The organism is Planomonospora antibiotica, from assembly GCF_014647955.1.
GTDB classification, from domain to species: Bacteria; Actinomycetota; Actinomycetes; order Streptosporangiales; family Streptosporangiaceae; genus Planomonospora; species Planomonospora parontospora.
Genome location: NZ_BMQE01000081.1, coordinates 1 through 14,800 on the forward strand (window position 1 = coordinate 1; position 14,800 = coordinate 14,800).

Annotated in this window: 12 protein-coding genes; 8 read left to right on the forward strand and 4 right to left on the reverse strand. The window is 73.1% G+C overall.

Annotated features, from left to right (window positions below; translation table 11 throughout):
• Positions 1 to 137: 137 nt before the first annotated feature.
• Genes IEZ06_RS34320 through IEZ06_RS34330 form a run of 3 tightly spaced genes read right to left on the reverse strand, consistent with a single transcriptional unit; the run spans position 138 to position 2,846 of the window.
• The gene (locus IEZ06_RS34320) at positions 138 to 500 is read right to left on the reverse strand and encodes a hypothetical protein (protein WP_189240833.1); all 363 of its coding nucleotides are present in this window, start codon (positions 498 to 500) and stop codon (positions 138 to 140) included.
• Entirely contained in the window at positions 497 to 2,614 is a 2,118-nt protein-coding gene (locus IEZ06_RS34325; protein ID WP_189240834.1) for a glycoside hydrolase family 65 protein, read from the reverse strand. The genes IEZ06_RS34320 and IEZ06_RS34325 overlap by 4 nt, the downstream gene beginning before the upstream one ends.
• Complete coding sequence (locus IEZ06_RS34330; RefSeq protein ID WP_189240835.1) at positions 2,589 to 2,846, reverse strand: hypothetical protein; 258 nt, start codon at positions 2,844 to 2,846, stop codon at positions 2,589 to 2,591. The genes IEZ06_RS34325 and IEZ06_RS34330 overlap by 26 nt, the downstream gene beginning before the upstream one ends.
• Positions 2,847 to 3,051: 205 nt before the next feature.
• Between IEZ06_RS34330 and IEZ06_RS34335 the strand changes: the two genes are divergently transcribed.
• From IEZ06_RS34335 to IEZ06_RS34360, 6 genes are all read left to right on the forward strand, one after another.
• Positions 3,052 to 3,900: a universal stress protein gene (locus IEZ06_RS34335; RefSeq protein WP_189240836.1), complete on the forward strand. Its 849-nt coding sequence runs from the start codon at positions 3,052 to 3,054 to the stop codon at positions 3,898 to 3,900.
• Between the two features lie 222 nt (positions 3,901 to 4,122).
• A complete protein-coding gene (locus IEZ06_RS34340) occupies positions 4,123 to 4,410 on the forward strand; it encodes a hypothetical protein (RefSeq protein WP_189240837.1) in 288 nt (95 codons plus the stop codon).
• 93 nt (positions 4,411 to 4,503) lie between these two features.
• Positions 4,504 to 6,210 carry an NADH-ubiquinone oxidoreductase-F iron-sulfur binding region domain-containing protein gene (locus IEZ06_RS34345; RefSeq protein WP_189240838.1) on the forward strand — a complete coding sequence of 569 codons (1,707 nt, stop codon included), beginning with the start codon at positions 4,504 to 4,506 and terminating at the stop codon, positions 6,208 to 6,210.
• Between the two features lie 104 nt (positions 6,211 to 6,314).
• On the forward strand, positions 6,315 to 9,041 hold the full coding sequence (gene fdhF / locus IEZ06_RS34350; RefSeq protein WP_189240839.1) for a formate dehydrogenase subunit alpha: 2,727 nt from the start codon (positions 6,315 to 6,317) through the stop codon (positions 9,039 to 9,041).
• Positions 9,042 to 9,152: 111 nt separating this feature from the next.
• Positions 9,153 to 10,001 carry a universal stress protein gene (locus IEZ06_RS34355; protein WP_189240840.1) on the forward strand — a complete coding sequence of 283 codons (849 nt, stop codon included), beginning with the start codon at positions 9,153 to 9,155 and terminating at the stop codon, positions 9,999 to 10,001.
• A gap of 401 nt (positions 10,002 to 10,402) precedes the next feature.
• Complete coding sequence (locus IEZ06_RS34360; RefSeq protein WP_189240841.1) at positions 10,403 to 11,446, forward strand: TerC family protein; 1,044 nt, start codon at positions 10,403 to 10,405, stop codon at positions 11,444 to 11,446.
• A gap of 176 nt (positions 11,447 to 11,622) precedes the next feature.
• Here IEZ06_RS34360 and IEZ06_RS34365 read toward each other — a convergent pair whose 3' ends face one another.
• Positions 11,623 to 13,002 carry an FAD-dependent oxidoreductase gene (locus IEZ06_RS34365; protein ID WP_189240842.1) on the reverse strand — a complete coding sequence of 460 codons (1,380 nt, stop codon included), beginning with the start codon at positions 13,000 to 13,002 and terminating at the stop codon, positions 11,623 to 11,625.
• Positions 13,003 to 13,318: 316 nt separating this feature from the next.
• On the opposite strand from IEZ06_RS34365, the gene IEZ06_RS34370 reads away from it, so the two are divergent.
• Positions 13,319 to 13,969, forward strand: a complete 651-nt coding sequence (locus IEZ06_RS34370) for a TetR/AcrR family transcriptional regulator (protein ID WP_189240843.1) — start codon at positions 13,319 to 13,321, stop codon at positions 13,967 to 13,969.
• A gap of 545 nt (positions 13,970 to 14,514) precedes the next feature.
• The coding region (locus IEZ06_RS34375) for a MarR family transcriptional regulator (protein ID WP_189240844.1) at positions 14,515 to 14,800 on the forward strand (286 nt) is incomplete at its 3' end.

The following is a 14,800-nucleotide window of genomic DNA, read 5'->3' on the forward strand; positions in this document are numbered from 1 at the left end:
ATACAAATCCAATCGATCACACTGTGACATCAAAGACTTCGGCTCACGTAAAGCCCTCTGAAGGGCCGGTACCCGCCAGCCGGTCGGATTACCGCCTGACGGGCGGAACGGTTCCGTCAAGCGGGTCTACCCGCACGTCAGGACGGGTGACTGTGCCGCCTGCGGACTCGCCGCCTGGGCGTTGGCCATCCGCGGGCTGGAGGGGCGGTGCCGGAGGAGACAGGCACCCATCGCGCAGCACCACGGTCGGCCCGGACTCGATCAGCCTCCGCACCCGCAGAGCGGGTCGCCGGCCAGGCAACGGCGAACTGCAGCGCCCACCAGCGGGGCCGGCGCGAGCCCGCCTCGGTGAGCGCGACGCCGGACGAGAGCACCACGGTGGCCGGCGTGGAGTCCAGCGCGACGGTGACCACCAGGTCGAAGGCGGCGTCCTCGGCGACCGGTTCCTGCTGCCCGCCGACCTCGGCCATGCCGTACTCCTGGCCCGCCCGGTCGGTCACGGCCCGTCCGGGCGGGCGGGCGGGGTGAACAGGCTCAGCACGCCCGCCATCGCTCCCAGGTGGATCCCTTCGGCCGTGGTGCCGCCCTGGACGTCGCGCACGTCGCTGTTGAGCGCCTCCACCAGGAACGGCTCGGAGGCGCCGGGCCTGACGCGGGCCAGCACCCCGGCGTGGACGACCGCGCTCAGCGTGGATCCGTGGCAGGTGCGGGCCAGGTAGTAGTCCACCGTCCGCGCCGCGGCCCCGGCGTCCCAGGCGTAGCCGAGCCCGGTCAGGATCTTCGCGACGCCGTCCTCGCCGAGCAGGTGGAACAGCATGAGCACGTCGGCCTGTTTGGAGGCCTTGTAGCGGTTGGGGGTGTCGCCCTCGGCCTCCAGGATCCGGTCCAGCCGCCGGATGTCGCCGTAGGCGCGCCGGTAGCCGTCCCAGTCCAGCTCGGCCAGGTCCCCGTAGCCCTCGAACTGGCTGATGACCCCGTCGTGGAAGTCCACCCGCATCCGCTCGGCCATGTCGGCGAAACGCTCCCGCTCCCGCGTGCTCGCCCGGTCGGCACCGACCAGGTCCACCGTCTCCAGGACGCGGCGCATCAGCCACGCCGTCATGACGTTGGTGTAGGCGTTGTTGTCCACGCCCGGCTCGGCCCGGCCGACGTAGCCGTCGTGGTACTCATCCGGCCCCATCACGCCGCGGATGGCGTACCGGTCGCCCTCCCGGACGGCCAGTGAGGCGAAGCAGCGGGCGATCTCCAGCAGCAGCTCTCCGCCGAAGCCCGCCAAAAACCGAGGATCCTTCGCCGCCACGTGGTGCTGCCAGACGTTGAAGGCGACAGCGAGCCCGACGTGGCGCTGCAGGTGCGAGTTGTCGGCCAGCCAGCGGCCCGAGCGGGGGTTGAAGTGCAGGGTCGGGGTCTCCTCGCGGCCGTCGCTGCCGCTCTGCCAGGGGAACATCGCTCCCGCGTGACCGGCGGCCCGGGCGGCCCAACGCGCCTCGGGCAGGCGGCGCCACCGGTAGCGCAGCAGCGCCTCGGTGATCTGCGGGAAGCGCGGCGCCAGGTAGGGGAAGACGAACAATTCGTCCCAGAACACGTGCCCCCGGTAGGCCTCGCCATGCAGGCCCCGGGCGGGCAGCCCGGCGTCGAGTTCGGCCACGTGCGGGGAGAGTGTCTGCAGCAGGTGGAAGGCGTACAGGTTGAGGGTCTGCTGCACCTCGGTGTCCTCGCTGGTGACCTGCGCCCGTGACCACAGGCGCTCCCAGGCCCGCGTGTGCCGCTCCAGGAGGGCGTCGAAGCCTTCGGCCCGGATCGCGGCGGTGCGGGCGGCGTCCGAGGCCGAAGCGATCGCCCGGTCCCGGGAGGTGTACACGGCCACGACCTTCTCCACCCGGATCCCGTCGCCGGCCCGCGCCCGGACCGCATGGTCGTCGGCGACCCAGCCCTGTTCGGCGTGCGTACGGCGCCGCCCGCCCGCCACGACGGTCCGCGCGGCGAGTGCGATCTCCACCCGGGATGCGGCGGTGCGCGCCAGCACCTCGATCACGTCACCGCAGGCGTGCGCGGTGATCGGGATCAGATGCCGGTTGGCGAGGCCCCGGTAGCGGGCGACCCCCGCGTTGACGACGCGGGAGTCGAGTGCGGAGCGGACCTCCAGTAGCCCGCTCCAGTCCTCCGGCGTGATCGTGACGGCCAGGGCGGCCAGGTGCGGGTCGTCCATCGAGACCAGCCGGTGCTGCTGCACGCCCGTGGTCCGCCCGGCGCCGTCGCGCACCCGTAGCATCCACGTCAACACTCCCCGCCGCAGGTCGAGCCGCCGGTGGCAGGCCAGGATCTCGGCGCTGCCGGGGGCGAACCAGTCGCCGCCGTCGGCGCGGAAGGTCAGCGGCAGCCAGTTCGGTGCGTTGACGAGGTCCTCGTTGTCCACCGAGCGGCCCGCCACCTGCGAGGTCAACCGGTTGTAGCAGCCCGCCAGGTAGGTGCCCGGGTAGCGGACCCCGTCGGCGTGCGCCTCGCAGGCGGCGCCCCGGGTGGCGAGGTACCCGTTGCCGAGCGTCGTCAGCGCCTCCCGGAGCCCCTCCAGCGCGGGATCGACGCCGTCATAGGTCAGCAGCCACGGATCCATCGTGCCTCCCGCGCAGTCGCAGCTCGGACAGATCCGCCACGACCAGGTCGGCGCCCGCGGCCGTGCGCACGCCCCGGCCGCGCAGCTCGCGCGCCAGAGCGGCGGTGGAGGGGAACGGCGCCACGCCGTGCTCGCGGATCTCGGTCAGGAAGCACGCGTCCTTGCGCGAGGCCAGCAGGTCCACCTCCCCGGCGGCGGGGGCGATACCGCGGGAGGCAAGGAACGCGCGCACCCCGTCCGTGCGCGACCGACGTCATGGGCGCCTCCCTTCCCTCCGGCACCGTAGGAGGAAGCCGTTTCTTCCCGCCGGGCAACGGGCTCGGACCCGTGCGGGCGGGCTGGTGCATCCGGCCGGACCGCCGACCGCCTCGGCCCAGTGAACGCCGTCCTTGCCATACCTACCCGTGGTGCAGTGCCATGGAGGAAAGGGGGGACCCATGAGGAGGGTGATCGTCGCGGGAACGGACGGTTCGGCCGTCGCAGGGGAGGCCGTGCGCTGGGCGGTCGACGACGCCGTCCGCCGGAGGGCGCCCCTGCGCATCGTTCACGCCGTGGATCGCCGACCGTATGGAGTCTCGGGGCTTTCCGCCTCCGGCACGGCAGACTCCGCGGCGCGCGCGGGTGAGGGGATGCTCGCCGAAGCGGCCAGGGCGGCGGCCGACCGCAGGCCAGATGCCGTCGTGACGACCGAACTGATCGAAGGGACCCCCGCCGTGGCCCTGCGTGATGAGGCGGCGGCCGCGGCCGAGCTGGTGGTGGGCAGCCACGGCGTGGGCGCTGTGACCGGAGCGCTGCTGGGCTCGGTACCCGTCTGCGTGGCGGGTCATGTGGACGGCGCCGTGGTGGTCGTCCGGCCACCGACCGCAGACCCGCACGGCGGGATCGTCGTGGGTATCGACGACTCCGACGAGTGCGGGCCCGCTCTGGCGTTCGCATTCGAGCAGGCCAGGCTGCGCGGCTGCCCGCTGCGCGCCGTGCACGCCCGGTGGACGCCATCGCCGGGTTTCGAGCCGGGGACCGGCCGCGCCGAAGACGAGGTACGGTGCGCCGTCACCGATCGGCTCGCCGCTTGGAAGGAGGAGTTCCCCGCGGTGACGGTCACGCAGGACATGACGTGTGCTCCACCGGCGGCCGCTCTCGTCGACGCCTCCGAGCGGGCCGCCCTGCTGGTGGTCGGATCACGCGGGCTGGGAGCCGTCGGCTCGCTGCTCCTGGGATCGGTCAGCCGGCAGGTGCTCCATCACGCCCGCTGCCCCGTCGCGGTCGTCCGACAGGCGCGGGTGTGATCTTCTCCTGCCGGGTGCCGCTGAGCGAAGACAGAAGCGCCTGGTTACGACAGGTAATTAAGTCCTCCCATCGGTGCCTATGTTGTCACTCTCGGTGTTTTTGTGGATTCAGTGGATGGGTATCGGCTCTCTGCCCCCGTCCCGTCCGCGACTGGCCGGGTCGAACGCTGGATGCGATCCGGGCTCCGGTCCGGCAGAACCAGAACGAGAGAAGGAAGTCCCATGGGCAGGATGTCGCGTATCACCCTCCTCGGGGTCGCCGTGACGGCGTTGGCGCTTCAGATCCCCTCCACGGCGACGGCAGGGGACGGCGTCTCCTGTCACGGCAAGAGCCCGCTCCGCAAACTCTGCGACGACGGCGGTCCTGCTTCCGGTACGGGGAACGGTGCTGCGCCTGCTTCCGGTACGGGGAACGGCGGTGACGGCGACGACGAGCCCAGCAGCCGCAGCGGCGACGAGGTCTACGATTCGTCATCCGTCACGGCGGGCCCGAACGGCGCCTCCAACTGACACGTCCTCCCGCCAGGTGATTTGACCGAATCCGTCCGCGGTGTTGAGCCAGGGGGGACGACGCCGGCCAGGTGGCCGGGAAGGTATACGACCATGGACCTGGCCGACCGCTTCGACGCCTTCCGCGCACTGGCCGACCGGCGCGGACGCCCGGGCGTCCGGCTGATCGCATCCCTGGCCGACGCCGCGGCCGCCTCACCCGCGCGCCCGCAGGCATGGGCGCCCGCAGTCGCTGCACAACGGGGCCTGCCCGCGGCCGCCGGGCTCGGACCGGCCACCTTCTACGCCGACCTGGCCGCCGGCCGCGGCCGCCGCCACGTGCGGGTCTGCACCGCAGCGGCCTGCTTCGCCGCCCGCCTGGGCGGCCACCTGCCCGAGGTCGAGCAGGCGCTCGGCGTCACCGCCGGCGCCGTCCGAGCCGACGGTGAGGTATCCCTGCAGGCCGTGCGCTGCCTCGGCTACTGCTACGCCGGACCGGCCTGCCTGGACGGCGACGCCCCCCGTACCGGCCCGGACGTCGCCGACCAGCTGTCCGGCCGCGCGGCGCCGCGAGCGCCCCAGATCCCGGCCGCCGACGCCACCGGCGACCCGGTCGTGCTCGCCGGGATCACCGGCGCCTGCGGCCCGTGGCGGGTCTGGCCCGAGACCGTGGCCACCCGCACCCCGGAGCAGGTCCGCGCCGAGGTGGCGGCCTCGGGCCTGCGCGGGCGCGGGGGAGCGGGGTTCCCGGTGGCCGCCAAATGGGCCGCCGCGGGCCGCTCACCCGACACCTCACCCGACACCGTGGTCATCGCCAACGGCGACGAGGGCGACCCCGGCTCCTACGCCGACCGGCTGCTGATGGAGGCCGATCCGGCGCGCGTGCTGGAAGGACTGGCGCTGGCCTGCTTCGCCTGCCAAGCGCGCCGGGGCGTGGTGCTGGTCCGCTCGGAGTACCCGCGGGCACTGGAGCGGATGCGCGCCGCGTTGCAGGACGCCTACGCCGACGGGCACCTGGGCCGGGCCGTCCACGGCAGCGGCGCAGAGGTGGACGTCGAGGTCGTCGAGGGCGCCGGCTCCTACGTCGCCGGGGAGGAGACCGCGCTCATCGCCGGCCTGGAGGGCGGGCGCGGCTGCGCGCGGCCCCGGCCCCCGTACCCGACGCGGGAGGGCCTGTGGGGCGCTCCGACCGTGGTCAACAACGTCGAGACGCTGGCCGCCGTACCCTGGATCGTACGGCGCGGCGGGCCCGCCTACGCCCGCCGCGGTAGTTCCGAAGAGACCGGTACGAAACTGGTGTGCCTGTCGGAGCGCTTCGCCCGGCCTGGCTGCTACGAAGTGGAGCTGGGCACGCCGGTGCTGCGGATCGTCACCGAACTGGGCGGCGGTCCGAAGGAGGGCACCGAGTTCGACGTCGTGCAGGTCGGCGGGCCGCTGGGCGGGTTCCTGGCCGCCGACCGGCTGGACGTGCCGCTGACCGAGGCCGCGCTGGCCAGGTGCGGTGCCGCCCTCGGCCACGCCGGTCTGGTCGCCTTCGACCGGCGCGCGCGACCGGAAGAGGTGCTGCGGCACGTGTGGGAGTTCGCCGCCGCCGAGAGCTGCGGAGCCTGCTCGCCCTGCCGGGTCGGCTCCCGCCGCGGCCTGGAGATCGTGCGGGCGGCCGGTTCCGGCGGGCCGGACGACGATGACGCGGCGGAGTACGCGCGGCTGCTGCGGGTGATGGGTGAGGCGAGCCTGTGCGCCTTCGGACGCCGGGTGCCCGCCGCGGTGCGCAGCCTGGTCCGCGCCTACGGCGACCGCCTCGCGGGGTGGGACCGGTGACCCGCCCGAAGCCGGAGAACACCCCGGACGCCCACCGGCCGGCCGGGAGTCGTTCCGCGGATCACCCGGGTCTCCAGCGGACCGGTGGGGAAGACGCCGGGACGGTGCTGGCTGAGGTCGACGGCGTTCCCGTCCGGGCCGCCGAGGACGCCACGCTGCTGGCCGTCGTGCGCGCCGCCGGCGTCGAGCTGCCCGCGCTCTGCCACGACGACCGCCTCACCCCGGCGGGCTCCTGCCGTACCTGCCTGGTCAGCACCGACGGCAAGATCGTCGCCGCGTGCGTGACCCCGGCCGCCGACGGCGCCCGCATCGAGACCGCCACCCCCGCGCTGGAGGCGCTGCGCCGCGACGCCGTGGAGCTGATCGTCTCGGTCCTGCCGTCCTACGCCCTCGACGGCGGCGCGGACGGCTCCGAGCTGGCCCGCATCTGCCACGCGCTGGACATCACGCCGGAGGCCGCGCGCGGGAGCGGCGGGCGGGGCCGCGACGACAGCCACCCCTACGTCCACCTCGACCGGGACCTGTGCATCGCCTGCGGCCGGTGCGTGCGCATGTGCGCCGAGGTGCAGGGCACCTTCGCCCTCACCCTGACCGGCCGGGGCTCGGGCACCGTGGTCGCGCCCGGCACCGGCGGCGCCTGGATCGACTCCGACTGCGTCGCCTGCGGCGGCTGCGTCGATGCCTGCCCCACCGGCGCGCTCAGCGAACCCGGCCTGCCGCCCGGTCCGCGCCCGCCGACCACCACCACCCGCACCACCTGCGGCTACTGCGGCGTCGGCTGCACCCTGGAGGTGCTCACCCGAGGCGAGGAGACCGTGGCGGTCCTGCCCGCCCGCGACGGACCCGTCAACCGGGGCCACGCCTGCGTCAAAGGCCGCTTCGCCCACGCCTTCCGCACCTCACCCGAACGGCTCACCCGGCCGCTGCTGCGCCGCGACGGCCACCTGGAGCCGGTGGACTGGGACGAGGCCCTCGAGTACGCCGCCCGCGGCCTGCGCGCGGCCGTCGCCGCCGGCGGCCCCGAAGCGGTGGCGGCGATCTCCTCGGCCCGCGCCACCAACGAGGAGAACTACCTGATCCAGAAGTTCATGCGGACCGTGATCGGCACCAACAGCGTCGACAACTGCTCGCGGCTGTGCCACGCCCCGTCGGCCGCCGGGCTGAGTGCGGCGTTCGGCCTGTCCGGCGGCACCGACTCCTTCGACGACGTCGAGCGGGCCGACTGCCTGCTGGTGGCCGGCGCCAACCCCGTCGAGGCCCACCCGGTCATCGGTGCCCGCCTGCTCCAGCGCGTCCTGCGCGGCGCCCGCCTGGTCGTCGCCGACCCGCGCGCGGTCGGGCTGGCCGGCCACGCCGACGTGCACCTGCGGCCCCGGCCCGGCACCAACGTCGCCCTCTTCCACGGCCTGGCCCGCGTCCTGCTCACCGAAGACCTGATCGACGAGGAGTTCCTGCGCGAGCGCGCCACCGGCCTGCCGGAACTGGCCGAACTGCTTGAGAACTACCCGCCGGAGCGGGTGGAGGCGATCACCGGCGTCCCGGCCGTCGACCTGGTGGCGGCCGCCCGCCTGTACGGCCGCGCGAAGCGGCCCGCGATCGTCTACGGGCTGGGCGTCACCGAGCACCTGCACGGCACCGACGGGGTGCGCGCCCTGGCCAACCTGGCGATCCTGCGCGGCGCGGTCGGCACCGGCCGCGGCTACGGCGTCAACCCGCTGCGCGGCCAGAACAACGTCCAGGGCGCCTCCGACATGGGCGCGCTGCCCGACCTGCTACCCGGCTACCAGAAGGTGACCGACCCGGCCGCCCGGCAGCGGGCCGCCCGCGTCTGGGGGTGCGAGGCCGCCGAGATCCCCGCCCGGCCGGGCCTGCGCATCCCCGACATGTTCGCCGCCGCCCGCGCAGGCGACCTGCGAGCCTTGTGGATCATCGGTGAGGACGTGTGCACCACCGACCCCGACGCCACCCGCGTCGCCCAGGCACTGGAGACCTGCCCGCTGGTCATCTGCCACGAGCTGTTCCTGTCGCCGACCGCGCGCCGCGCCGACGTCGTGCTGCCGGCCGCCTCCTGGCTGGAGAAGGACGGCACGTTCGTCAACTTCGACCGCCGTTTCCAGCGGGTGCGCCCCGCCCTCGCCCCGCCGGGGCAGGCCCGGTCCGATTTCGCGATCGTCCACGCCCTCGCCGCGGCCCTCGGCGCCGACCTCGGCTGTCCGACTCCTGCTGCGGCGCTGGCCGAGTGCGCGCGCCTCGCCCCGCTGTTCGCCGGGGTCTCCCATGAGCGGCTGGACCGCGAGGGCGCGCTCTGCTGGCCGGTACCGGACCCCGCGCGCCCGGGAGAGGCCCGGCTCTACACCGAACGCTTCGCCACCGCCGACGGCCGGGCCCATCTGGCCGCCTGCCCCTACCTGCCGCCGGGTGAGGAACCGGACGAGGACTACCCGCTGGTCCTGGTCACCGGACGGCGCTGGGCGCACTACAACTCCGGGAACATGACCCGGCGCACCGGCAACCTGCGGCTGGAGGCCGTCGACCGGCTCGACCTGCATCCGGCCGACGCCGCCCGGTACGGCCTGCGCGACGGCGACCCGGTCACGGTGGAGAGCCGCCACGGCCGGGCCCGCCTGACCGCCCGCATCTGCGAGGAGACCGCGCCCGGGCAGGTGTTCTGCGCCTTCCACTTCCCCGCCAGCGGGGTCAACACCCTCACCTCCGGCCACGCCGACACCGTCACCTCCTGCCCCGAGTACAAGGTCACCGCGGTGCGGCTGCTCTGCGACCGCGACGCGGCCGCGCGCCCGGCCACGCCCTCCGGGCAAGGCGACCGGTGAACCCGCCGGCCGCGTGCACGGCGGGCGGAGGTCCCGCGGGGAAAGGACCTTCGGCCCGTGCCCGCCCGCACCGGCGAGGACTGTAATGGATCACGGGAGAGGGAGGGCGTCATGATCCTGGTGGGAGTGGACGGGTCGCAGGCCGGTCTGGACGCGGTGGGCTGGGCGGTCCGGGAGGCCGAACTGAGGCGTACCGCGCTGCGCGTCGTGCACGTGATGCCGACGTGGGCATCCGAGATGCCCGAGGACGCCCGCTACGCGGACGTGGGCCGGTGGATGCGCGGCGGCGCCGCCGACATGCTGGAGCAGGGGGTCGAGCGGGCCCGCCAAGAGGGCCGGCCGGTCGAGGTCGAGTCCCGGCTGCTGGCCGGTGACCCGCGGCTCAGCCTGATCGAGGCCGCTCGGGAAGCGGAGCTGCTGGTGGTCGGCAGCCACGGCCTGGGCGGTTTCCGCGGGATGCTGCTCGGCTCGGTCGCGCTGGGCGTGGCCGGGCACACCGCCTGCCCGGTGGCCGTGGTGCGCACCCCGCCGGCGGAGCCGAACGGGCAGATCGTGGTCGGCGTGGACGGTTCCGCCGCCGGTGCGGACGCGGTGGCGTTCGCTTTCACCGAGGCCTGCGCGCGAGGGACGGAGCTGCGCGCGGTCCACGCCTGGAGCGGGCCCGTCATCGAGGGCGCACCCCGGCTGCTGGAGCCCGCGGCGCAGCTCGAAGGCGAGGAGCAACGCGTGCTGGCCGAGGCACTGGCCGGACTGCGCGGCCGCTACCCGGATGTCAAGGTCGTCGAGCAGGCCGAGCACGGGCACCCGGTGGACGTGCTCAAGGACGCCTCCGCCACGGCGGACGTGCTCATCGTGGGATCGCGTGGGCGCGGCGACCTGACCGGTCTGCTGCTCGGCTCGGTCAGCCACTCCCTGCTGCACCACGCGGCCTGCCCGGTGATCGTCGTCCCGTCGCGGTGACCGCGGGAACCGAACGCATGACCGGAACCGTTGGTGAGCCCCGGCACCGAGAGACGGGTCGAGACATCCCGGCACCACCCACCGGGGGACCGGAGGCGAGGCGGCGACCACGCCTGCCCCGGTCCCCTGAGACGATCTCGCGGCCGCCGGCCGACCGGCCGGTGAGCCGTCACATCCGTCATCGTGCAGGTGAGGAGGTACGCGTCACTTGACATACGTCTTTTGTTTCATGAATACTGATTCGTAGTTCGAGGGGGAGTACCCAGCGCTCGACGCATCGCCGTCAGGACGGGCCCGGCGGATCCGGGCTCCGGTGATGCAGCCGCCCGTCGTGGCGGCCCGGGGAGACCGTCGACCAGCCGGTGCCGCCCGTGCGGGCGGCCGGGTCGAGGAGGTCTCCCGTGTCCGTCGCCTGGTGGGCTTGGGCCGCGGTGATGCTGGGGGTGGCCGCGATGCTGGCCATCGACTTGTTCCTGCACCGCGACAACCACGTCATCGGTTTCCGCGAGGCCGCCGTCTGGTCCGGTCTCTGGATCACCGCAGGCCTGCTGTTCGGAGCGGTCCTGTGGTGGTGGCAGGGCGGAGAGGCGGCGGGCACCTACTTCGCCGGCTACCTGATCGAGAAGGCGTTGTCGATCGACAACGTGTTCGTCTTCGCGCTGATCTTCACCGCCTTCGCGGTACCCCCCGCGCTCCAGCACAAGGTGCTGTTCTGGGGCGTCATCGGGGCGCTGGTCTTCCGGCTGGCGTTCATCTTCGTCGGCGTGGAACTGCTGGAGACGTTCTTCTGGACCGCCTACCTGTTCGGCGCGTTCCTGGTCTACACCGGCTACAAGCTGGCCTTCCGGCACGGCGAGCAGCCCCCACCCGACCGCAACCCCGTGGTGCGCCTGGTACGCCGGGTGATCCCCACCGACCCCCGCTACCACGGCGCCCGGTTCTTCACCCGTACCGGCCGCGGGCGGGTGGCCACGCTGCTGTTCGTCGTGCTCATCGCCGTCGAGGCGACCGACCTCATCTTCGCGATCGACTCGGTCGCCGCGATCCTGGCGATCACCACCAGCACCTTCATCGTCTGGACGGCCAACGCCTTCGCGATCCTCGGGCTGCGCAGCCTGTACTTCTGCCTGGCCGGGCTGCTGCGCCGGTTCGTGCACCTGCACTACGGCCTGGCCGTCCTGCTGGCCTTCGCCGGCGTCAAGCTGATCTTGTCGGAGACGCCGGTCGGCAAGCTGCCGATCCCGCTGACGCTGGGCGTCATCGTGGTCACCATCGGCGTCTCGATCGCCTGGAGCCTGGTCGCCACCCGCGCCGCCGGCACCGCCGAGGCTGCGGCCGGAAGCGACGGCGATCGCATGCCGCCCGCCGCAGCCGGCCATGGCTATGTCAGTGAGAAGCAACAGCAGATGTCGCCGAGTTCTGGCAGCACGTCGCGATCTTCCTAGCCGTGCGATGTTGACGAGAAGCGACAGCATCCGAAGCGGTGAAATGACGTACGCCCAGTCCTTGAGGCGGTCGGAAGAGGATTGACGAGACTCCGTTCGGTCAGCTGGAGCGGACGGGGTCTCGTATCCGCCGTGATCGTCGAAGTGGTCAGGCGATGCTGTCGCGGACCCCGGCGTCACAAGATCCCTGACGAAGGCCGCAGGAGCGGCACTGCGTGCTGCCGCTCGGCCGACGGCGGGGTTCTAGTCAGCTCGGCCAGCCGGACCGGCCCGGCCGCGGTGTGCAGTTCCAGGTCCGGGACGAATCGGCCGGTCAGCGGGTGCGGTTCAGGTTCGCCCATGTCGTAGCGGACGTCGGCGCCCGCGGTGAGTTCGGCCAGGCGGCGCACCGTGTCCGGGTCGCGGAGCAGTTCGGTGAACAGCTCGCGCAGGCCGGTGACGTCGCCGCCGGGGGCGATCAGCGCCGACTGCGCCTGGGCGCTGAGCACCATGCGGTGCGCGGCCGATCGCCGCTCCGTCTCGTAGGTGTCCAGCAGTCCGGGCGGGGCGCTTCCCCGGATCTCGGCGGCGAGTTTCCAGCCGAGGTTGATCGCGTCCTGCAGGCCGAGGTTGAGCCCGGGGCCGCCCCCGGTGGCGGCGTACACGTGGGCGGCGTCACCGATCAGGAACACCCGGCCGTCGGTGAACCGTTCGGCGATGCGGGTGTTGCCTCCGGTCAGCCGGCGCAGTACGTGCGGTCCTTGACCGTCGGGCGGCCCGAGTGGCACGTCGGCGCCGAGCACGCGGCGGATGCTCGCTCGCAGCTCCTCCAGGCTCATCGTGGCGTCGGTCGCGGGCTGGTCCCACTCGGTGGTGCTGATCAGCGGTGGGTGGCCGGGCATCGGCGCGTAGGAGAAGCCTCCGTGCTCGGTGCGGTGGGGCAGGAACGGCATGACGGTGCCGTGGCCGGGCACGTTCAGCGCGCCGGTTGCGGGGTCGACCCGGTCCGCGGGGACGGTCGCGTGCGCCGAGCGGACGGTCATGCGGTCGTAGGTGATGCCGGGGAATGCGATGCCGGAGAGCTTGCGCGTGGTGCTGTGGGCTCCGTCGGCGCCGATCAGGTGGCGGGTTCGCAGGCGGTACTCCCCGTCCGGGCCCGTGATGTCGACGGTGACGGCGTCGTCGTCCTGTGACAGGCCGATGACCTCGTGTCCCCACCGGATCTCCACGCCCAGTTCGACCGCTCGCTCCTGCAGGACTTGCACGATGCGGTGCTGCGGCACCGGCAGGGTGTAGACGGGGCTGTCCTCCAGCAGGCTCAGGTCCAGGCCCATCGCGCCGAACATGAAGTACGCGGAGTTCGGCTGCGGCGGTTGCGGGCTGCCGCTGAGGCGTTCGTGCAGCCCGCGGTGGTCGAGCATCCTCACGACCTGGCCGAGCAGTCCGTTGGCCTTCGGTTCCCGGCTGGGCGCGGGCAGCCGCTCCAGCACGAGCGGCCGGGCTCCTGTCAGGCTCAGTTCGCAGGCCAGCATCAGCCCGTTCGGGCCACCGCCGGCGATGACGACGTCGGTGGTCATGTCGCTCCTTCGTTCGCAGGGAGAAAGTCAGGACGGATGAGGTGCCGAAGCGCCCGGCCGGCGGGTGGTGCGGGTCCGGCTCACGGCGGATCCCGGTGTCGGGGTGATGCGGTCAGCCGCGGTGGTGCTCGGCTGCCTTCGGTTCCCGGGAGATGACGGTGGTCGGGGGCTTCGACGCTGCGGGGGCTGGTCGGGTCGGAGCGGGCGCAGGCCGGTTCTTCTGGTCCTTCGGTCGGGACAGGGCGCCAGACTAGGTAGAAAAATGCGTACACGCAAGTTTGCGTGCACGCATCAGAGCTGGGATGCTGAGACGGTGATGACGAGACGAGCCGGGCTGCGGGAGCAGAAGAAGCAGGCCACCCGGGAGGCGTTGAGCGCGGCGGCGCTGCGGCTGGCCCTTGAGCGCGGACCGGACAACGTGCGCGTCGACGACATCGCCGAGGCCGCCGGCGTCTCACCGAGGACGTACAACAACTACTTCTCCAGCCGGGAGCAGGCGATCGTCGCCGCCGTCACCGCCGAACGGGAAGCGCGGGTCGCAGCGGCGGTGGCCGACCGGCCCACCGGCGTCGGCCTCGCCGACGCCGTCATCGAGGCGATCGTGGATCAGTACACCGCTCCGGGCGAACCCGGTCGCGACGCGCTGCTGCTGATCACCACCCGTCCCGCGCTGCGCGAGGCGTTCGCCGACACCACCGGCGCCATCGAACATCCCCTCACCGACGCGATCGCCGGACGCCTCGGTGACACCGAACCGCACACCGCCCGCGTGCTCGCGGCGAGCGTGGCCGCCGCGGTCCGCGTCGCGCTCGAACAATGGCTGCAGACCGCAGCCGCGTCCTTCACCGCCGGAGGGCTCGTCGTGCCGTCCGGCTCGCTACCGGACCTGCTGCGCACCACGCTCGCACCGCTCGCGCCCGCACTCGACGCCGCGGAGCAACGGGCACGCCTCCACCGGGATCAGTGAGCCGCCCGCCCTGGAGGGAACAGCGCCCCGTCCTCTGCCGTCGAATCGCGGGGGGATCGTCCCGGATCCTCTGCTGGAGACCGCCGTGGCTGCGCCGCGGTGCGGGAAACGATCATCCCCGCTTCGGGAAGCGGTCTTTTCGGCCCCGGGCTTCATCCCCGGCCGGAGCCACTCGTGAACCTCCCGCTCCCGGTCGATGCATGGCCGGTGTCGAAACTCGGAGACAAGGGCGGGGAGTCGAGAGCGGGCGCTGCCGGCTCGGGCCGACAAACGCTGCCGCTTCTCACCGACAAAACCACGGCCATGCTGCAACCGGCCATGACAACGGATCACGAAACGGCGGCCCCGCGCGGCCGCGGACCCGGGTGTCCCGGCGCCTGACGTCTGTACGGGCACCTGGTCTCAGACGAGGGCTTCATCCAGGCAGATGTCAGGTCGGCCGCACACGGACGGTGACGGTCGCGTTCCTCGACAGAACATCGCTCGATGCCGTGAACCGGAGTTCGCCACCTTCGGTTCACGGCATCGAGATCGGGCTTCGTAGGATGGTGGGCGTGGTGGACTGGACCTTCCTGACCAACCACGCCCATGTGTTGCTGTGCATCGCCCGTGACCCCGGCGTGCGGATCCGCGACGTGGCCGCCCGCGTTCAGATCACCGAGCGCGCCGCGCAGCGCATCCTTGCCGATCTCACCGCCGCGGGGCACCTCACCGTGAGCCGGGAAGTCCGGCGCAACCGCTACGAACTCAACGCCACCCTGCCGCTGCGGCATCCGCTCCCGAAGGGGTCCCCAGCCCCAAAGTGGGCCGTGATCGTGCTCGGCCCCCTCC

What these genes read in the sequence shown, in the direction of transcription:
- IEZ06_RS34345 (WP_189240838.1), top strand. Translation starts at nt 4,504, where the DNA reads ATGGACCTGGCCGACCGCTTCGACGCCTTCCGCGCACTGGCCGACCGG.
- IEZ06_RS34370 (WP_189240843.1), top strand. Translation starts at nt 13,319, where the DNA reads ATGACGAGACGAGCCGGGCTGCGGGAGCAGAAGAAGCAGGCCACCCGG.
- IEZ06_RS34340 (WP_189240837.1), top strand. Translation starts at nt 4,123, where the DNA reads ATGGGCAGGATGTCGCGTATCACCCTCCTCGGGGTCGCCGTGACGGCG.
- IEZ06_RS34365 (WP_189240842.1), bottom strand. Translation starts at nt 13,002, where the DNA reads ATGACCACCGACGTCGTCATCGCCGGCGGTGGCCCGAACGGGCTGATG.
- IEZ06_RS34335 (WP_189240836.1), top strand. Translation starts at nt 3,052, where the DNA reads ATGAGGAGGGTGATCGTCGCGGGAACGGACGGTTCGGCCGTCGCAGGG.
- IEZ06_RS34355 (WP_189240840.1), top strand. Translation starts at nt 9,153, where the DNA reads ATGATCCTGGTGGGAGTGGACGGGTCGCAGGCCGGTCTGGACGCGGTG.
- IEZ06_RS34325 (WP_189240834.1), bottom strand. Translation starts at nt 2,614, where the DNA reads ATGGATCCGTGGCTGCTGACCTATGACGGCGTCGATCCCGCGCTGGAG.